Raw genomic sequence first — 17,920 nt, forward strand, 5'->3', positions numbered from 1 at the left:
CGGGCCTTCCTCTCGCGGTGCGTCGTGCTGCCTAGACCCTGCCTTGGGCGGCGTAGCTGGTGGAGAAGCGGATGATGCGATCGTCTGCCTCGTTCGGCGTGCAGCCGCGTTCCTCGGTGCAGTTGCCGTCGCGGTTGGAGGTCGTCACCCAGAGCATCCCGTCGGGGCCCATGGCGACCGATCGTAGTCGACCGAACTCGTTGACAGCGGTCGCTTGGGGCTCGGCTACGGGCGTGCCGGACTCGTCGAACGGGACGGTCCAGAGGCGCTGGCCGCGCAGGCAGGCGGTGACGAGGGTGTCGTCGAGGAAGACCGCTCCGGCGCAGGAGGCCTCGAAGGGCTCCCAGGTCAGGGCCGGGTCGGCGTAGGCCTCTTCGGTGTCGGTGCCTTCGAACCAGGGCCAGCCGTAGTTGCCGCCGGGTTCGATGAGGTTGACCTCGTCGGCGGTGTCCTCGCCGAACTCGGTGGCGTAGAGCTGCCCGGCGGCGTTCCAGGCGAGGCCTTGGACGTTGCGGTGGCCGAGGGTGTAGACGGGGGAGTCGGGGAAGGGGTTGCCTTCGGCGGGTTCGCCTTCGGTGGTGATGCGGAGGATCTTGCCGCCCAGGGAGTCCGGGTCCTGCGCGGTGTTGCCGTCGCCGCCGTCGCCGGTGGCGGCGTAGAGGAGGCCGTCGGGGCCGAACTCGAGGGCGCCGCCGTTGTGGTCGGGCCCGGCGGGGATGCCGGTGAGGATCGGTTCGGGGGCGGCGTCGGAGGAGGTGTCGACGGCGGCGATGCGGTTGTCGGTGTCGGTGGTGTAGTACGCGTAGACGGTCGAGTCGGTGTCGTAGTCGGGGGAGACGGCGAGGCCGAGGAGGCCGCCTTCGCCGATGTCGGCGACGTCGATCGTGCGCAGTTCGGCGGGCTCGCCCGCGGTGCCGTCGTCGGCGAGGGGGATGGCGAGGAGGCGTCCGGTGGTGCGCTCGCCGACGATCGCGGTGCCGTCGGGGAGGAATTCGAGGCCCCAGGGGACTTCGAGGCCCTCGGCGACGACGTCCATGAACGAGGTCTGCTGTTCGGGTGCGCCGCTGGGAGTCGGGAGGTTCGGTGGTTCGCCGACCTCGGGCTCGGGCGGTTCGCCGAAGGAGCACGAGGCGAGCGTGAGTGCGGCGGCGATGGCCGCCGACGCCGAGAGCAACCTGCGCAGCATGGCCCCAAGACTATAGGTCCGGGGCGACGGCGCTGACAGGCTGTTTTCCACGCCCCACCGGTTCCCCGATTCGCCGGCCGCTAACCCCCGCGGGCTCGGATCCGAGATCCTATAGGATATGGCGACCGATCGAGAGGATGCGCCGTGAAGGTTTGGATCGCACACGAGGAGGGGCGCGCCATGCTCGGCGGGCTCCCCGAAGGCGTCGAGGTCGAAGTCTACGGCGGGCGCGGCGACTACCCCTCCGACCCGTCGACGCTCGAATTCTGGGTGCCGCCGTTCCTCGCCCAGTCGAAGGTCACGACCCCCTTGCGGGACATGACTTCTCTCAAGGCGATCCAGCTGCTCAGCGCCGGGGCCGAGGTCTGGGTCCCGGCCGTCCCGCCGGGCGTGGTCCTGTGCGACGCGCGGGGCGTGCACACCGGGGTCACCGCCGAATGGACCGTGGGCGCGGTCATCGCCTCGATGCGCGGGTTCGACGTGTTCGCGCGCAAGCAGACCCGCCACGAGTGGAAGGTCGAGTGGACCACGACGATCGTGGGCAAGCGGGTCCTGGTCGTCGGCGCGGGCGACATCGGGGAGAAGGTCGCCGAAGTGCTCACCGTGCTCGGCGCCGAGGTCGAGAAGGTCGCGCGCCGCGAGCGCCCGGGGGTCCACCCGATCGACCGGGTCGAGACCCTCCTGCCCGGGTTCGACGTGGTCATCCTGATCCTGCCGCTCACCGACGCCACGCGCGGCCTGGTCGACGCGAAGTTCCTGTCCCGCATGAAGGACGGCGCGCTGCTCGTCAACGCCGCCCGCGGTCCGATCGTCGACACCGACGCGCTCGTGGCCGAGGTCGCCTCGGGCCGCCTGCGCTGCGCCGTGGACGTGGTCGACCCCGAGCCGCTGCCCGCGGGCCACCCGCTGTGGGACCTTGAAGGCGCGCTCATCACCCCGCACGCGGGAGCCTCGGTGGACGGCACCCTCGACCGCGCCTACGCACCCGTCGGCCCCCAGATCCGCCGCTTCGCCGCGGGCGAGCCCCTGGAGAACGTGGTCAGCGAGGGCTACTAGTCCTCTTCGGCCGCTTCGGACTTGAGCTCCTGGCCGCCGATCTCGAGGACCTGCGGGAGGTTCTCGGGCTTGAGCGGGTGGAGGCGCACCTGGGACTGGTCGTCCAATATGGCCGCCACGCCCTCGCTGCCGTGGGCGAAGCCGTCGATGTGCTTCCAGGCGATCGTGCGGCTGGTGAACATGCCGCGCACCGCGATGCCCTCGCTCGTGACGTCGACGCCGGAGCGCCACGCCCACATCGAGACCGCGACCGGCGCGAGCAGAAGCGCGAGGCCCACCACCGCCGAGAACACGCCCCACACGGGCCGCTCGACGATGAGCGCCACGGACAGCGGCGTCACCGTCAGCCAGGCCACGAAGGCCGCGCCGGTGACCGCCGCGGGGCGGCGGACCCGCAGCCTGCGGCCGCGCCCCTGGGCGCCGAGGATCGCATCGGAACTCGTCATGGCACCAGCCTGACACACCCGGGCGCGGGGGACGCAAAGTGGCCGGTCCGGTTTCTGTCGGATTGTCGCTTGACGTGCCCGCCGAACGTGGCACGATCACCTGAACAGCAGCGGCACAAGCCTGGTGGGGGTGGACGTGGCCGTCAAGATCACATTCCGTCCGACGACGCGCCAGGTGCTCGGCCGGGCGCTGTTCCTCTCCGGTCTCTCGCTCGTCGGCGCGCTCGTCCCCGCCGTCGCGTACATGCTCGCCGTCGGCCACTGGTACCACTACACGCTGCTCGCGCTGTTCCTCTTCGCGATCGCCGTCGCGCTCGGGGCCGCCTACGCGGGCGCGCGCAACCGCGGGGTCGTGCTCGACGAGCGCGGCATCCACCCGCTCAAGGCCGTCGCGTCCCAGAAGCACACCGAGCGCTTCGCCGCCTGGACCGACATCGCCGACATCCGCGCCGAGCGCCGCGCCAGCCGCACCGTGCCTGTCGTCTACCTCCTCGACCCCGAGCAGAAGCCGTGGCGGCTCCAGGCCCCGTACTCCGGGCGCGTGCTCTCGGTCGACGACGAGCTCGACGAGAAGATCTTCGTCATCCGCAGCCTCTGGGACGCGTACAAGAGAGGCCTCCCGGCCTATCGTCAGCCCCGCTAGCTGCATCGATAGACGTCACTGTCTTAAGTATCGCGGAAATCACCGAAACGATCGAAACTGTTCAGTAATCGTTCAGTACTCCGCACTGTGTATGCGATTGCCGATCGTGACCTTATCGTGACCTTCATGGCGACTTACCAGCCTTGACCCCGATTTTCCCGTGCCGTAACCTCACCGCTATTACCGGTAACTTCCGGAGTTTTTCCGGAAATAGTTTCGATAATGGGTGCGGCCGTGCAGGGCCGCGCCACCACCCCCTCCGGCCCCCGGCCGTCTGAACTCGGAAGGAGCGCTCACCGATGAGCACTCAGCAGCCCCGTTCCAGCCTGTCCGACACCACCCGATCCCCCTGGCCCGATCCCGCCCTCAGCCGCCGCGGCCTCGTCCTCTCCGGCGGCGCCGCCCTCGCCGCGTCCGCCGCCGGATGCAGCTTCTTCTCCACTGAGAACGACTCCGGCGAAGCCGGCGGCGACAAGGGCAAGGAAGCCCCGATGCTCGCCGAGCGCGTCGAAGCGGGCGAGCTCCCGCCCGTCGAGGAGCGCCTCCCGAAGGAGCCGCTCGTCGTCAAGGTCGCCGAGGACATGGGCCGGTACGGCGGCACCTGGAACAGCGCCGTCACCGGCGCCTCCGACGGACCCTGGCTGTGGCGCACCATCAATGACGGCCACCTGCTCGAACGCTCCCGCGACTGGACCGAGATCCGCATGAACGTCGCCTCCGCGTTCGAGGCCAACGCGGACGCCTCCGAGTTCACGATCACCCTCCGCGAAGGGGTCAAGTGGTCCGACGGGACCCCGCTGACCACCGCGGACGTCGAGTTCGCCTACGCCGACGTCAACCTCAACACCGACCTCACCGCCGCCGTCCCGCCCGAACTGTCCAGCCTGGACGGCACGCCCGCCGAACTCGAGATCGTCGACGACCACACCTTCATCGTCCGCTTCACCGGCCCCAAGCCCCTCTTCCGCGACGACATGGCCGCCGGGGTCGCCGGGCAGCGCTTCACCATGTACCCCAGGCACTACCTGGAGCAGTTCCACCCGACCTACAACCCCGCGGCCGACGACGAGGCCGTCGCCGAGGGCTACGACGGCTGGGTCGCGCGCTTCACCGCGCTCGGCAACCTCTGGAACTTCCAGTGGGAGAACCCGGACCTGCCCACGCTGCTCCCGTGGGTCTGCAAGAAGCCGGTCACCGACGCCGACTACGCCCTCTTCGAGCGCAACCCCTACTACTGGAAGGTGGACGAGGAGGGCAGCCAGCTGCCGTACCTCGACGAGGTCCGCTTCAACGTCATCGCCGACGTCGAGACCATGTTCGCCCACGCCGTCAACGGCGACTACGAGTTCCACTCGCGCCACTTCAACGACAACGCCCACCGCGCCGACGCCGTCGACGGCGAGGAGGCCGGGGGCTACACCATCATCGAGCTCGAAGGCACCTACTCGAGCGACATGAACATCGCGTTCAACATGAACCACGCCGACCCCGGACTCCGGAAAGTGTTCCAGGACAAGCAGTTCCGCATCGCCATGTCGCACGCGATCAACCGCCAGGAGCTCATCGACGTGCTCTGGAGCCGCGTCGGCGAGCCGAGCCAGGCCGCCCCCCGGCCCGACTCGGACTTCTACGACGAGGCCTTCGCGACCCAGTACCTCGAGTTCGACCCCGACCTCGCAGCCCAGACCCTCGACGCGGCCGGGTACGCCGCCGGGGCCGGAGGCGTGCGCGCCTCGGCCGACGGCACGCCGCTGGAGTTCACCGCGACCGTGGCCGACGACGCCCTCCTGGGCACCGTCTGGCTCGACGCGCTCGACATGATCAAGGACATGTGGGCCGCCGTCGGCGTCACCCTCCACGTCAACGGCCAGCCCCGCGAGAACTGGCAGGCCGGCATCGACGAGAACCAGTACGACCTGACCGTGTGGACCGGCGACGGCGGCTACATCGACGAGACCACCGCCGTCCAGTGGTACCTGTGCGGCGGCCCCTCCGGCGGCGCGCTCTTCGCCCGCCAGTGGTCGGCGCACTACACCCTCAAAGGCGCGCAGGACGACGAGATGGTCGAGCCCCCGCCCGCGCCCGTCGTCGAGCAGCAGGACCTGTACGACCAGTTCCTCGCCGAGGCCGACCCGGCCGCGCGCGCGGAGATCTTCAAGCAGATCCTCGCGATCGCGAAGGAGCAGTTCTACGCGATCGGCACCGTCCGCGGCCAGGGCTCGTGGGCCATCGCCTCCAAACGCCTCCACAACTTCGGCGGACCCATGCCGGAGAACCCGACCTACGGCACCCCCGGGCCCGCGGCCCCCGAGCAGTGGTGGCTGGAGTCGGCATAGCCGCGGCCGCGACGGAATAGGGAGTCCACAGTGGTTCGATACCTCGGCCGCCGCGCGCTCTACATGGCGGCCACCCTGCTCGCGATCTCGCTGGTGGTGTTCGTCATCATCAGCCTGCCGCCCGGCGACTACGTGACCGCGCTCCAGGCCAAGTACAACGTCATGGGCCAGGGCCTGACCGAGGCCGACGTGGCGAACCTGCGCCAGCGCTACGGCCTGGACGGGAACCTCTTCGCCCAGTACTGGCACTGGATCACGCAGATCGTCCTCCACGGCGACCTCGGCATGTCCTTCGAACACTCGAAGCCGGTCGAGGACGTCATCGCCCCGCGCCTGGGCTGGACCATCGCGGTCTCGCTCATCACGCTCCTGGTGACGTGGGCGCTGGCGTTCCCGATCGGCGTGTACTCGGCGGTGCGGCAGCATTCGATCGGGGACTACGCGGTGACCACCGTGGGCTTCCTCGGGCTCGCCACGCCGAACTTCCTGATCGCGCTGGTGTTCATCTACTTCAGCGTGACGTGGGCCGGGTCGGTCCCTTCGGGACTGTGCTCGCCGGAGTGGTGCGACGCGTCCTGGAACCTCGGGAAGGTCCTCGACCTCTTGGGCCACTTGTGGATCCCGATGATCGTGATCGGCACGGGCGGCGTGGCGGGGTTGGTGCGGATCATCCGCAACAACCTGCTCGACGAGCTGCGCCGCCCGTACGTGACGGCGGCGCGCGCCCGCGGCGTCCCCGAGGGGCCGCTGCTGCGGCGCTACCCGCTGCGCGTGGCGCTCAACCCGTTCGTCTCGACGATCGGGTGGGTGCTGCCGATGCTCCTGGTCGGCGACATCGTCGTCGGCCAGATCCTGAGTCTGCCGACGCTCGGACCGATCCTCCTGGGCGCGTTGAAGTCCCAGGACATGTACCTGGCCGGTTCGGTGATCATGGTCCTCAGTGTCGTCACCGTCATCGGCACGCTCGTCTCGGACCTGCTGCTCGGCTGGCTCGACCCCCGCATCCGACTCGGACACCAGAGGTGAGGCCCCGATGGCACTGAAGGAATCAGAGGGCCTCGCCGAACAGGCCGAGGCCGTGCGCACCCGGGCACCGCAGCGAAAGCTCGTGTGGTGGGCCTTCAAGAAACACCGGCTCGCGCTCGTCTCGGCCTGGCTCCTCGCGGGGATGATGGTCGTCATCGCGCTGTGCGAGTTCGTGGCCCCGTTCGACGACCGGCACCGCGACTCCGAGTACACGACCGCGCCGCCGCAGGTGCTGAAGCTCTGGAGCGACTCGGGCTTCGGCCTCCACGTGGACGGCTACACCTCCGAGCAGGACCCGCGCTCGCTGCGGATCACGTACGAGGCGAACCCGGAGGACCGGGTCGACGTCGGGCTCTTCGTCAAGGGCGAGGAGTACGAGCTGTTCGGGTTCATCCCGATGGACCGGCACCTCATCGGCCCGCAGGACCCCGAGGACCCGATGTACCTGTGGGGCACCACGACCGACGGCCAGGACCTCTTGAGCCAGGTCGTGTACGCCACCCGCGTCTCGGCCTCCGTGGGCATCATCGGCGTGCTGCTGGCGTTCCTGCTCGGCATCGTGCTCGGCGCGGTCTCGGGCTACTTCGGCGGCTGGATCGACAACGCGGTGCAGCGCGTCATCGAGCTCATCATGTCGGTCCCGTCGATCCCGCTGTGGCTCGGCCTCGCGGCGGCGCTCCCGGCGCAGATGGGCCCGGTCGGCCGGTACTTCATCATCACCACGATCCTCGCGCTCGTCGCCTGGACGGGCCTGGCCAGGGAGGTGCGCGGCCGGTTCCTCGCGCTCCGGAGCGAGGAGTTCGTGACCTCGGCGCGCCTGGACGGGTCGAGCCACGGCCGGATCATGTTCCGGCACATGCTGCCCAGCTTCTCCTCGCACATCATCGCCGCGCTCTCGCTGTCGATCCCGGGCATGATCCTGGCCGAGACCGCGCTGTCGTGGCTCGGCATGGGCCTGCGCCCGCCGGCCGTGTCGTGGGGCGTGCAGCTGCAGGACGCGAGCAAGTGGAGCGTGCTCTCGGGCGCGCCGTGGCTGCTCATCCCGGGCCTGTGCGTAGTGCTCGTGGTGCTGGCGTTCAACTTCGTCGGCGACGGCCTCCGCGACGCCGCCGACCCGTACAAGCATTAGGCGGCGCGATGAAAGACGCATTGCTCGAGATCAAGGGCCTGCACACGAGTTTCAAGACCTACGACGGGCAGGTGAGGGCCGTCGACGGCGTCGACCTCACCGTCCACGCCGGGAAGACCCTGTGCGTGGTCGGCGAGTCCGGCTGCGGCAAGTCGGTCACGGCCCGATCGATCCTGCGCCTGGTCGAGGCCCCCGGCTCGGTCGACGCGGGGGAGATCACCTGGCGCGGCGGGGACGACCCGTTCGACATCCTCTCGCTCGACGCCAAGGACAAGCGCCTCGCGAAGCTGCGCGGCGGCGACATCGGGATGATCTTCCAGGAGCCGATGGCCTCGCTGCTGCCGCTGCGCACCATCGGCGCGCAGCTGGTCGAGACCATCCGCATCCACACCGGCCTCGACAAGCGGGCCGCGCGCGAGAAGGCGATCGACCTCCTCGGCCAGGTCGGCATCCCGAAGCCGCACGAGCGGGTCGACGCCTACCCGTTCCAGCTCTCCGGCGGCATGTGCCAGCGCGCGATGATCGCGATCGCCTTGTGCGCCAACCCGTCCCTGCTCATCGCGGACGAGCCGACCACGGCGCTGGACGTGACGACGCAGGCGCGCATCCTCGACCTGCTCCGCTCGCTCCAGGCCGAGCACCGGATGGCGGTCATGTTCATCACCCACGACCTCGGCGTGGTCGCCGAGCTCGCCGACGAGGTCGCGGTCATGTACCTCGGCCGCGTCGTCGAACGGGCCGGTGTGGACGAGCTCTTCAACGACCCGAAGCACCCGTACACGAAGGCGCTGCTCGCCTCGGTGCCCGTCCTGGGCCGCGACCGGGGCCGGGACCTCGCGACCATCCCCGGCGCGGTGCCGAACCCGCTGCACCGGCCGAGCGGCTGCTCGTTCCACCCGCGCTGCGCCGAAGCGATCGCGGGCATGTGCGATGCCGCAGCACCGCCCGAAGTGGACTTCGGGACCCGGACCGCCGAATGCGTCCTGTACGCCGACCGCGAAGGAGCCGCAGCATGAGCGACCCGTTGCTGGAGATCGACGACCTCCACGTCCGCTTCCCCGTGCGCCGCAACCTCCTCGGGCGCCCGACCGTCGAGGTCCACGCCGTCTCCGGCGTCGACCTCACCCTCTACAAGGGCGAGACGCTCGGGCTCGTGGGCGAATCGGGCTGCGGCAAGACCACCCTGGGCCGCACCATCGTCGGCGCGCAGCAGGCCACCAGCGGCTCGCTGCGCTACAACGGCGCCGACCTGACCGCGATGGACCGCCGCGAGCAGGCCGCGTCCCGGCGGCGCATCCGCATGGTCTTCCAGGACCCGTTCTCGTCCCTGAACCCGCGCATGAACCTGCGGCAGATCATCGGCGACCCGCTCGTCGCGACGGGCGAGGCGCGCGGCTCCGAGCTCGAGGACCGCATCGCCGAGATGATGCGCCGCGTCGGGCTCAGCCCCGACTACATGGACCGGTACCCGCACTCGTTCTCCGGCGGGCAGCGCCAGCGCGTCAACATCGCCCGCGCGCTCATCGTCGGGCCCGAGCTCGTGGTCGCGGACGAGCCGGTGAGCGCGCTCGACGTGTCGGTGCGGGCGCAGATCCTCAACCTGCTCAGGGAACTCCAGGCCGAGTACGGCCTGACGTACCTGTTCATCTCGCACGACCTCTCGGTCGTGGAGAACCTGGCCGACCGGGTCGCGGTGATGTACTTCGGCCGCATAGTCGAACTCGCGGCGACCGGGGACCTGTACGAGCGCCCGCAGCACCCGTACACCGAGGCGCTCATGTCGGCGGTGCCGGTCCCGGACCCGTCCCTGAAGGGCCGCAAGGGCCGCATCCTCCTCCCGGACGAGCTGCCGGACCCGTCGAACCCGCCGCCGGGCTGCGCGTTCGCGCGCCGCTGCGCGTATGCGGAGGACCGGTGCTCCCACGGGTCGATCCCGCTGCAGGACGGCGCCCGCTGCGTGCGCCGCGAAGAGCTTGACTTGCAGGGGATCGTGGAGGCAGAATCGTCGCGACCGTAGTCGGAAAGCGCTATCAATCAACCGTCTCCCGACCGTGCCGAACCACGAAGGACTTCCCTGTGGCACATAGGAACACCGACATCATCCCCACCATCGAAGGCCTCGCCTACGGCGGCGACTACAACCCCGAGCAGTGGCCCCGCGAGGTCTGGGACGAGGACGTCCGCCTCATGCGCGAGGCCGGGGTCAACCTCGTCAGCGTCAACATCTTCGCCTGGGCCGGCATCAATCCCGGCCCGGGGGAGTGGGACTTCACCAGGCTCGACGCCATCATGGACCTCCTCGCCGCAGGCGGCGTCAAAGCCGACCTCGCCACCTCCACCGCGTCCCCGCCGCCGTGGTTCTCCCAGGCCCACCCCGAGACCCTGCCCGTCAACCCCGAAGGGATCCGGCTCAACTCCGGCGCGCGCGCCGAATACTGCCCGCATGCCCCCGTCTTCCAAGCGGCCGTAGTCGACATGGCCACCCGCCTCGCCGAGCGCTACGCCGACCACCCCGCGCTCGCCATGTGGCACGTCGGCAACGAGTACTACCGCTCCTGCACCTGCGACCACGCCGCTGACGCCTTCCGCGCCTGGCTCCAGGACCGCTACGGCGACCTCGACGGCCTCAACGCCGCGTGGGGCACCACGTTCTGGTCCCAGACCTACAGCGACTGGACCCAGGTCCTCCCGCCGCGCATCTGCGCCGAGACCCCCAACCCGGGCCTCGTCCTCGACTTCCGCCGCTTCAGCTCCGACGCGCTCCTCGCGCTCTTCCGCTCCGAGGCCGCCGCGATCGAGCAGCACAGCCCCGACAAGCCGATCACCACGAACGCCATGGTCACCGGCAACTTCAGCGGCCTCGACTACCACCGCTGGGGCGAGCACATGACGGGCCCGAACCGCCTCGTCGCCACCGACCACTACCTCCTCCCCGACGACCCGATCGGCTGGCCCGAACAGGCCGCGTTCGGCGCCGACGCCTCCCGCGGCCTCGCCGCCGGAGACCCCTGGCTCCTCATGGAGCAGTCCTCGAACTCCTCCGCCTGGCGGCGCGGCTACTTCGCCAAGAAGCCCGGCGACCTCCTGCGCCACTCGCTGTCCTATGTGGCCCGCGGCTCCGAGGGCGCCATGTTCTTCCAGTGGCGGGCCTCCCGCTACGGCGCCGAGCGCTACCACTCGGCGATGGTCCCCCACGGCGGCACGGACTCCAAGGTCTTCCGCGAAGTCAAGCAGTTCGGCGCCTGGCTCAAGGACCTCGCCGAGATCAAAGGATCCACAGTCGACTCGCGGGCCGCGATCCTCCTCGACTTCATCTCCTGCTGGGCCGCGAACACGCCCGGCCAGCCCTCCGCCGACATGGACACCTACCCGGAGCTGCGGCGCTGGCACGCGGCCCTGTGGCGGCGCGGCGTCACCACCGACCTCGCGAACCCCGAGTGGGACCTGAGCGGCTATGAGTACGTCTTCGCGCCGCACCTGTACCTCCTCGACGACGACGCGAACCTCCGCGCCTACGTGGAGAACGGCGGTACCCTCGTCGTCGGGCCCTACTCCGGTATCGTCGACGCGAACGACCGCGTCCACCCCGGCCTGCCGGGCGCGCTCGGCGGCCTCATGGGCGTCCGCGTCGAGGAGTTCGTCCCCATTCCCAATGGCGACAAGGCGTCCCTGGAGAACGGCTGGGAAGGCGAGACCTGGTCCGAGGTCACCCACGCGACCGACGCCGAGACCGTCGTCTCCTTCAAGGACTACCCCGAGACCGGCGCGGTCTTCCGCCGCAGGCTCGGCCGGGGCGAGGTCTGGTACCTCGCGACCCGCCTGGCCGACCTCGACCCGTTCCTCGCCGAACTGGGCATCGCGAGCGACCTCCCCGAAGGCCTCGAACTGGTCCGCCGCTCGCACGAGCACGGCCCGTCCTATACGTTCGCCATCAACCACGGGAAGGACCCCGCGCCGGTCCCTGCGACCGGCCGGAACCTCCTCACCGGAGCGGCCTGGACCGAGGAGGACACTCTGGAGCCCGGCGGGTGCGCGGTGATCCGACGAGAATGAACTACTGATCTGTCGCACCCGTCGATTACTGTCTCAAGGTCCCCGCAGTTCTCACTGAGGAGCCCCTGATGGCCACGATCGTCTTCGTCCACGCCCTCGGTTCGAGCGGCCGCGCCTGGCAGCCCCAGGCCGCGGCGCTCGGCGAGCGCCACAAGGTCCTCGCCCCGGACCTCCCCGGCCACGGCGAGACCCCCGGCCCCTTCGGCCTCGAACCGGCGGCGTTCGCGGTCGCCGAACTCATCGCCGCCGAACCCGAACCCGTCCACCTCGTCGGCATCTCCGTCGGCGGCACGGTCGCCATGCTCGCGGCCCTGGACGACCCGTCCCGGGTCGCGAGCCTCACCCTCTCCGGCGCCACCGCCCACGCCCTCGGCGTCGCCCTCCAACGCAACCTCATGCGCCTCATGCCCGCCGGTCTCATCGCCGCCCTCATGTCCGGCATGTACGCCGGAGGCCGCCCCGAACTCAAGGCCCAGGCCAAGGAAGACCTCCGCAAGGCCGGCAAGCAGGCGTTCATGAACGGCCTCGCCGAACTCGGCGCCCTCGACCTCCGCCCCCGCCTCGCCGACCTCAAGACCCCCGCGCTCGTCCTCTGCGGCACCAAGGACAAGGAGAACCTCGCCCCCGCAGAGGAACTCGCCGCCACGATCCCCGACGCCCGCCTCGACACGATCCCCGACGCGGGCCACATCTGGAACCTCCAGTTCCCCGACCTCTTCACCGCCAAGCTCCAGGAGCACATCGCCTGACCCTCAACCGGAGACGGCGAACCCGATCGCGGCAATCGCCATGAGCGGAGCGGCTATGGCGAAGCAGGTCATGGCGGCGCGCACCTTCCGGAACTTGCCGAGCGCCAACGTGGCGAGCATCGAGAGTTCCTCGGCGGCATCGAGCAGTTGCCGCTCCGGGTCCGCCGAGGTCCGCAAGGCGTTCTTGACGATCTCGTCTGGAGAGCGGCGCGCGCCAGCCCGGATCCCGGTTCTGCCGCCGAGGCGCGGCCAGACCGCGGCTCCGAGAAAGGCGATGCCCACGAGCATCGATGCAGCTCCCGACCATCCGAAGACACTGGCGACGGTGATGCCCTGCGTTAACAGCGGTGCCGCGAACAGCAGTGCGGCGATCGGAACTGCGCCCGCCGCCAATAGCGCCGCCTTCGTGTCCGCGTGGGTCACATTGACGTGGGCTTGGTGGATCTGCCGCTTGATCTCGTCGAGGGTGGCTTCGGTGGCCTCGGGCGGTGGAGTACCCACGGCGACCTCCATCCTGTTGTGTCACTGATAAACAGCATCGCATAAATCGGTCCTGGGATGGGGGGTGTGCTTGTGGCCGAGGCCGTGCTCGCGGATCGCGTCGAGATCGGCGCGGTCCTTGCTCCGATTCAGCCAGCGTTTATAGGCGACCACCTCTGGCATCGGGAGGTACTTCAATCCGTCGATGACGTCGGCCTGTTCGATGAGAGACGCGGTGTCGCTCCCGGGCAGGAGCCACGTCTGGCAGACCTCGACGACGCCGCCGTACAGTCGCGCGATCTTGTCCCCGGTGTAGATGCTTGCCCGCAACGGTGCGGCGTCGAAGATCATTGCGTGCTCGAACGCGATCTCCACGGCTCGCCGCCAGGTCTCGCTTCCCGGCCGCGCCAATATGTCGAGGTCGGACAGGCGGGGGGTGATACCGCCGGCCCAGAGGCGTCCGCTCCCTGCGATGACGAAGTCTTCAGGAGCGAAATCCGAGGGGACATGTTGGCGCAGCAGCTCTATCAGCTTGAAACCGTTATAGACCTCGCCCCGGATTCGGTTCACTGCGGCGGTTTCCCATCTGGGCGCGAGTTCCCGGGGAGCTCGCCGTCCTGCTTTCTCTGCAGTTCGAGTTTGGCCGACTTGTACTGGATCACCGCGCCCGCGACCGCGGCGACCGCGGCGACCGACCCGATGATGGCGGTCATCAGCTCAAGGAGGTTGGGGTCGTAGTTCGACATCGTGATTCAGTCCGTTTCGAACGCTAGATGAGGGAGCGGTCGCGGCGCATGGCGAGCGCCTCGATCGCGGCAGTGTCGTGGATGGTGAACCGCTCTCTGCCGGTCGACACTGTGCCGCGGGCCTTGAACTGCTTGAGCACCCCCGATACCGACTCGCGTGAGATGCGGGCCAGATCGGCCAGGTCGGATTGGCTGAAGCCTGCGATGACAAGGCCGTTCTTCCCGTCCGTGCCGATCCCCGAGTCGACGATCCTGAGGATGGCGCGGGCGAGTCGGCGCTCGCTCGTCAGGAACGACTCCTCCTGCACCTCGCTCATTTCGCGGACCCGCTTGGCGAGTCGTTGTGTCAGCGCCAGATGAACGTGCGGGTTCGACTGGAGGAGCTTGAGGAAGACGTCGCCCGGGATGTGCAGGACATCGATATGCGTGAGGGCGACGAGGTCGGCGGTCCGCGGTTCGCCCGTGAGCGGTGCGAGCTCGCCGATCATCGTGCCAGGCCCGTGAATGCCGAAGATGGCCCGGGGCTCCTGCGTACAGGACTTCACGTGGCCGGAGCGGAGGTAGACGACGTAGTCGGAGTGCTCCCCGGCCTTCACCAGGGTCGCGCCCTTCGGGTACGAGACCGCGTGCGCCTCAGGCAGGAGTGCGTTCTGATCCTCGTCGCTCAGTAGTGGTTTCCACAGAGTTTGAGTGCTGGCTTCCATAGAGTTGAGTGTATTGGTACACACAACGAATCCGGGTCAGCGAAACGCCGGGTGTCAGGAAACCGACTGGAATTCGTTTCGCTTGGAGTAGAAGGGAACCGCGTTACGGGGCGGTCGGTTCCGGTTCCGTGACCTCTGCTGGGTCCCTCGGGTGGCGGATGCCCGGGTGGTCCTTGGGGAGGATCGCGCGGATGACCCAGCCGGAGACGATGAGGCAGAGGACGAGCAGCGGCCAGGAGAGCGCGACCTGGGCGATGCCCCCGGCGACCACGGCGAGGCGTTCCTCGTCGCTGTTCCAGAACGGTGTGAGGATCGCGACGCGCAAGGAGTACATCGCCACCCACACCCACGAGGCGGCGCTGTAGGCGCGCAGGAGGTCGGGGTCGCGGCGCCAGCGGGTCTTCTGGCCGAGGAGGCCGCCGACGATGAGTCCGAGGAGCGGGCGGCGGAAGACGATGAAGCCCGCCCAGACGAGGGCGCTCGCGGCGTTGGAGACGATGCGGGGGAGGAGGATGTCCTGCGCCCGTCCGGTGTAGAGGACGATGAGGCAGGCGACGGCGACGCTCAAGAGGCCGAGGACGACGGCCCGGGGCTTCGTGCGCTGGCGCAGCCGCACGACCGCGATCACACCCGCCGAAAACAGTGAAGCCCCTGCGGCCCAGGCGATCGAGTTACCGGTCAGCATCCAGGTGAGGATGAACACCACCACGGGGGCGGTGGCGTCGAAAGCTCCGCGCTTGCCGCCTAGTAGGCTGACAAGCGTGTCTTGCCGCACAGTATCGGACAACTGCCAACCCTCACCTCTCGACCCGCTACCGCAGGCAAGGCTACCCTAACCGCAGTGGCACGCCGGGCTTCGCCCGCAGCCCCACCTACGGACGGATTGGCACGGTAACGGATGCTCGGCACACACCGGATCAGTGAAGCGCAACTCGTCGACCTGCTCCGCCGGGCCAGAAAGACCGATTTCGGGCGCTGGAACAAGGCGGACCTGCAGCGCGCCATGACCGACCTCGGCTGGCAGGTGCGCTCGGCGGAGGTCGACATCGGCATGTGGCGTGCCGAGACCGGCTACGACACCGGCAACGCGATCGCCGACTCGATCCCGCCCCAGACCCCGGTCGCGGGCCGCGCGGACTTCTACTCCATCGAGGTCATGGTCCTGCGCTCGGCCGAACGCGGCCGCCAAGGCGAGCAGCACCGCACGCTCATCTTCCGCGAAGTGCTGCGCACCATGATGAGCGAGCTCGGCGCCCCCGAGATCCGCGGCGGCGACGGCGGCCCCTGGATCCGCTGGTACCGCGACGGCCTCATCTTCGAACTGCACCTGCGCCGCTTCCACGGCGGCGTCACGCTGCGGCTCCTCTCGCCCGAGCTGTTCGAGCAGCTCGAAGCGCACGCGGTCGGCAAGGGCGACGTCTCCGGCTGGGCCGCCTACGCCCGCACCGGCCAGCGCCCGCCCGAGCCCGCCTGCACCGACATGGGCGAGTTCACCGAGCGGCTCTCCTCGCTCCTGGCCGACATGTCCGCCGACGTGCCCGTGGTCGACACCGCCGGGACGGTGCTCCTGCGCACCGGCGACTGGTCCGCCAGGTACGTCGCCGCGTTCGTCGACGGCGGCCTGCGCGTCGAGGCCAGCGCCGCCGTGAGCGGCGCGTGGCGCTCGGGCCTGTCGAACCTGCCGAGCATGGGCTTCCGCGCCCCGAGCGGGACGCAGCCGAACTGGTCGCGCAGCTTCAACTCGACCGACCGCACGGCCACCAACCAGGCCGCGCACATGATGGTGGACGCCCTGCGGGCCTTCGGCATCCAGGACCTCTTCGACATCGTCTACGACGGCTTCACCGCCGACGGCGAGCGCATGTACCTGCCGGTGCTCGGCATCGGCAACGGCGACAACCCGTACTAGGGGGTGCTTGCGAACCCCTGACGGCCGCTATCCGGCCCGTTCGCCCGCTCGCTGCGTTGTCGGGGCCTTCGCATACAACACCGGTATGCAAAGGCCCCTCCGCGGTCTCGGCGAAGCTTGCGAGCCGTCAATTCGCGGAGCGAGCGAACGAACGGACTCGGATACCGACTCGCCACGGATTCGCAAGCACCCCCTAGACGGCGGCGGCCTCCGGCTGCGGGGCCTCCATGGTCGCGCGCCGGAACGCCGGGAGCCGCCAGCCGACGACCGCCACTCCGGCGACGCACGCGACGCCGCCCGCGAGGATCGCCCCGCCGAGGCCCAGCAGGCCCGAGAGCGCCCCGGCCTGGAGGTTGCCGAGCGCCGGGGACACGGTCGCCTGCGCGAGCCACAGGCTCGTGACGCGCCCGCGCAGCCGGTCCGGGGTGTAGTTCTGGAGCAGGCCCGTGCGCAGGACCTCGGAGACGAGGTCGCTCGCGCCGGAGATCGCGAGGAACACGAGTCCGAGTGCGAGCCAGGGCGACAGGGCGAGGCCGACCATGGCCGCGCCCCACAGGCTCGCGGCGACGATCACGACGAACCCGGGCCGCGCGGTCTTCGTGACCTTGCCGCTGAACGCGGCGGCCAGGAACGCGCCGACCCCGGCGGCCGCCGAGAGCAGCCCGAACGCGACCGAACCGCCGTGGAACTGCTCGGTGGCGAGCGCCGGGAACAGGCCCTTGGGCCACGCGAACAGCATCGGCATGATGTCGATGAGCAGCACCCCGGCCACGACCTTGTTGCGCCGCACGAACGCGAACGCGTCCTTCAGCGAGTACGAGTCCTTCTCCTCTTCGCCGCCGCCGTGGTCGGGCGGCATCGGCCCGACGAAGATCATCGCGACGGCGAAGACGACGAAGCCGAGCACGTTGAGGCCGTAGCACCACTCGGTGCCGCCCGCGGCGATGACCACACCGGCGAGGGCCGGTCCGGCGACGCCCGTGAGCTGGCCCGTGAGGCCGTTCAGGGCCGAGGCGCTGGCGACGTTCTCCTGGCCGACGAGGGACGGGACGGCCGCGAACGAGGCCGGGATGCTGAGCCCGGCGAGGAAGGTGTCGGCGACGACGGCCGCGAACAGGAACCACAGGAGCGGCTCGTCCTGGAGGGCGTTCACCAGGAGCGCCACCGAGACCAGGAGTCCCGGTACCCGGACGGTGACGAGGATGCGCCGCCGGTCGAACTTGTCGGCGAGGACGCCGCCGACGAGGAGCCCGAGCACGATGCCGACGCCGCCGGACGCGGCGGCCGCGCCGACGGCCAGGTTCGAGCCGCTGAGCTGGTAGATCTGCCAGATCAGGGCCGTCTCGGTGAGCATGGCGCCCACCAGGAGTCCAGTGCGGCCGATGTAGAGCCAGCGGAAGTCGCGGCTGATCCGCAGGGGGGTGGTGTCGACCAGGTGGTTCCGAAGGGACATGCCA

At 69.7% G+C, this 17,920-nt stretch carries 18 protein-coding genes; 10 read left to right on the forward strand and 8 right to left on the reverse strand.

Annotated features, from left to right (window positions below; genetic code table 11):
- Nucleotides 1-31 precede the first annotated feature (31 nt).
- Nucleotides 32-1,186 carry a PQQ-dependent sugar dehydrogenase gene (locus tag ACGGCP_RS24755; protein WP_392970630.1) on the reverse strand — a complete coding sequence of 385 codons (1,155 nt, stop codon included), beginning with the start codon at nt 1,184-1,186 and terminating at the stop codon, nt 32-34.
- A gap of 144 nt (nt 1,187-1,330) precedes the next feature.
- Between ACGGCP_RS24755 and ACGGCP_RS24760 the strand changes: the two genes are divergently transcribed.
- A complete protein-coding gene (locus tag ACGGCP_RS24760; RefSeq protein ID WP_392970633.1) occupies nt 1,331-2,242 on the forward strand; it encodes a 2-hydroxyacid dehydrogenase in 912 nt (303 codons plus the stop codon).
- Here the strand turns inward: ACGGCP_RS24760 and ACGGCP_RS24765 are convergent.
- Nucleotides 2,239-2,688, reverse strand: a complete 450-nt coding sequence (locus ACGGCP_RS24765) for a PH domain-containing protein (RefSeq protein ID WP_392970636.1) — start codon at nt 2,686-2,688, stop codon at nt 2,239-2,241. The two genes, ACGGCP_RS24760 and ACGGCP_RS24765, sit on opposite strands and share 4 nt — an antisense overlap.
- 136 nt (nt 2,689-2,824) lie before the next feature.
- Here ACGGCP_RS24765 and ACGGCP_RS24770 point away from each other — a divergent pair, with 136 nt between their 5' ends.
- From ACGGCP_RS24770 to ACGGCP_RS24805, 8 genes are all read left to right on the forward strand, one after another.
- Nucleotides 2,825-3,331, forward strand: a complete 507-nt coding sequence (locus tag ACGGCP_RS24770; protein WP_392970639.1) for a hypothetical protein — start codon at nt 2,825-2,827, stop codon at nt 3,329-3,331.
- Nucleotides 3,332-3,630: 299 nt separating this feature from the next.
- Complete coding sequence (locus ACGGCP_RS24775; RefSeq protein ID WP_392970642.1) at nt 3,631-5,667, forward strand: ABC transporter substrate-binding protein; 2,037 nt, start codon at nt 3,631-3,633, stop codon at nt 5,665-5,667.
- Nucleotides 5,668-5,697: 30 nt separating this feature from the next.
- Entirely contained in the window at nt 5,698-6,693 is a 996-nt protein-coding gene (locus tag ACGGCP_RS24780) for an ABC transporter permease (RefSeq protein WP_392970644.1), read from the forward strand.
- Between the two features lie 7 nt (nt 6,694-6,700).
- Nucleotides 6,701-7,822, forward strand: a complete 1,122-nt coding sequence (locus tag ACGGCP_RS24785; protein WP_392970647.1) for an ABC transporter permease — start codon at nt 6,701-6,703, stop codon at nt 7,820-7,822.
- Between the two features lie 8 nt (nt 7,823-7,830).
- Nucleotides 7,831-8,838 carry an ABC transporter ATP-binding protein gene (locus ACGGCP_RS24790; protein ID WP_392970650.1) on the forward strand — a complete coding sequence of 336 codons (1,008 nt, stop codon included), beginning with the start codon at nt 7,831-7,833 and terminating at the stop codon, nt 8,836-8,838.
- The gene (locus ACGGCP_RS24795; protein ID WP_392970653.1) at nt 8,835-9,839 is read left to right on the forward strand and encodes an ABC transporter ATP-binding protein; all 1,005 of its coding nucleotides are present in this window, start codon (nt 8,835-8,837) and stop codon (nt 9,837-9,839) included. The genes ACGGCP_RS24790 and ACGGCP_RS24795 overlap by 4 nt, the downstream gene beginning before the upstream one ends.
- Before the next feature lie 59 nt (nt 9,840-9,898).
- Nucleotides 9,899-11,875 carry a beta-galactosidase gene (locus ACGGCP_RS24800; protein WP_392970656.1) on the forward strand — a complete coding sequence of 659 codons (1,977 nt, stop codon included), beginning with the start codon at nt 9,899-9,901 and terminating at the stop codon, nt 11,873-11,875.
- Nucleotides 11,876-11,943: 68 nt separating this feature from the next.
- On the forward strand, nt 11,944-12,624 hold the full coding sequence (locus tag ACGGCP_RS24805; protein ID WP_392970659.1) for an alpha/beta fold hydrolase: 681 nt from the start codon (nt 11,944-11,946) through the stop codon (nt 12,622-12,624).
- 3 nt (nt 12,625-12,627) lie between these two features.
- On the opposite strand, the gene ACGGCP_RS24810 is transcribed toward ACGGCP_RS24805, so the two are convergent.
- From ACGGCP_RS24810 to ACGGCP_RS24830, 5 genes are all read right to left on the reverse strand, one after another.
- Nucleotides 12,628-13,125, reverse strand: coding sequence for a Pycsar system effector family protein (locus tag ACGGCP_RS24810; protein WP_392970662.1), 498 nt, complete (start codon nt 13,123-13,125; stop codon nt 12,628-12,630).
- 21 nt (nt 13,126-13,146) lie between these two features.
- On the reverse strand, nt 13,147-13,674 hold the full coding sequence (locus tag ACGGCP_RS24815) for a hypothetical protein (protein WP_392970664.1): 528 nt from the start codon (nt 13,672-13,674) through the stop codon (nt 13,147-13,149).
- Entirely contained in the window at nt 13,671-13,850 is a 180-nt protein-coding gene (locus ACGGCP_RS24820; RefSeq protein ID WP_392970667.1) for a hypothetical protein, read from the reverse strand. The genes ACGGCP_RS24815 and ACGGCP_RS24820 overlap by 4 nt, the downstream gene beginning before the upstream one ends.
- Before the next feature lie 23 nt (nt 13,851-13,873).
- On the reverse strand, nt 13,874-14,554 hold the full coding sequence (locus tag ACGGCP_RS24825; RefSeq protein WP_392970670.1) for a Crp/Fnr family transcriptional regulator: 681 nt from the start codon (nt 14,552-14,554) through the stop codon (nt 13,874-13,876).
- 103 nt (nt 14,555-14,657) lie between these two features.
- The gene (locus ACGGCP_RS24830) at nt 14,658-15,329 is read right to left on the reverse strand and encodes a DUF3159 domain-containing protein (RefSeq protein ID WP_392970771.1); all 672 of its coding nucleotides are present in this window, start codon (nt 15,327-15,329) and stop codon (nt 14,658-14,660) included.
- Between the two features lie 123 nt (nt 15,330-15,452).
- On the opposite strand from ACGGCP_RS24830, the gene ACGGCP_RS24835 reads away from it, so the two are divergent.
- Entirely contained in the window at nt 15,453-16,463 is a 1,011-nt protein-coding gene (locus ACGGCP_RS24835) for a DUF6301 family protein (protein ID WP_392970673.1), read from the forward strand.
- Between the two features lie 193 nt (nt 16,464-16,656).
- Here the strand turns inward: ACGGCP_RS24835 and ACGGCP_RS24840 are convergent, their stop codons facing one another.
- Entirely contained in the window at nt 16,657-17,916 is a 1,260-nt protein-coding gene (locus ACGGCP_RS24840; RefSeq protein WP_392970676.1) for an MFS transporter, read from the reverse strand.
- Nucleotides 17,917-17,920: the final 4 nt, after the last annotated feature.

Origin of the sequence: Glycomyces sp. NPDC048151 (assembly GCF_043202775.1) — a bacterium.
Lineage (GTDB): Bacteria > Actinomycetota > Actinomycetes > Mycobacteriales > Micromonosporaceae > Glycomyces.

Excerpts from the sequence above, each read along its gene's own strand:
- ACGGCP_RS24755 (WP_392970630.1), bottom strand. The coding sequence starts at position 1,186 with ATGCTGCGCAGGTTGCTCTCGGCGTCGGCGGCCATCGCCGCCGCACTC.
- ACGGCP_RS24825 (WP_392970670.1), bottom strand. The coding sequence starts at position 14,554 with ATGGAAGCCAGCACTCAAACTCTGTGGAAACCACTACTGAGCGACGAG.
- ACGGCP_RS24835 (WP_392970673.1), top strand. The coding sequence starts at position 15,453 with ATGCTCGGCACACACCGGATCAGTGAAGCGCAACTCGTCGACCTGCTC.
- ACGGCP_RS24775 (WP_392970642.1), top strand. The coding sequence starts at position 3,631 with ATGAGCACTCAGCAGCCCCGTTCCAGCCTGTCCGACACCACCCGATCC.
- ACGGCP_RS24820 (WP_392970667.1), bottom strand. The coding sequence starts at position 13,850 with ATGTCGAACTACGACCCCAACCTCCTTGAGCTGATGACCGCCATCATC.
- ACGGCP_RS24805 (WP_392970659.1), top strand. The coding sequence starts at position 11,944 with ATGGCCACGATCGTCTTCGTCCACGCCCTCGGTTCGAGCGGCCGCGCC.
- ACGGCP_RS24795 (WP_392970653.1), top strand. The coding sequence starts at position 8,835 with ATGAGCGACCCGTTGCTGGAGATCGACGACCTCCACGTCCGCTTCCCC.
- ACGGCP_RS24765 (WP_392970636.1), bottom strand. The coding sequence starts at position 2,688 with ATGACGAGTTCCGATGCGATCCTCGGCGCCCAGGGGCGCGGCCGCAGG.
- ACGGCP_RS24790 (WP_392970650.1), top strand. The coding sequence starts at position 7,831 with ATGAAAGACGCATTGCTCGAGATCAAGGGCCTGCACACGAGTTTCAAG.
- ACGGCP_RS24840 (WP_392970676.1), bottom strand. The coding sequence starts at position 17,916 with ATGTCCCTTCGGAACCACCTGGTCGACACCACCCCCCTGCGGATCAGC.
- ACGGCP_RS24785 (WP_392970647.1), top strand. The coding sequence starts at position 6,701 with ATGGCACTGAAGGAATCAGAGGGCCTCGCCGAACAGGCCGAGGCCGTG.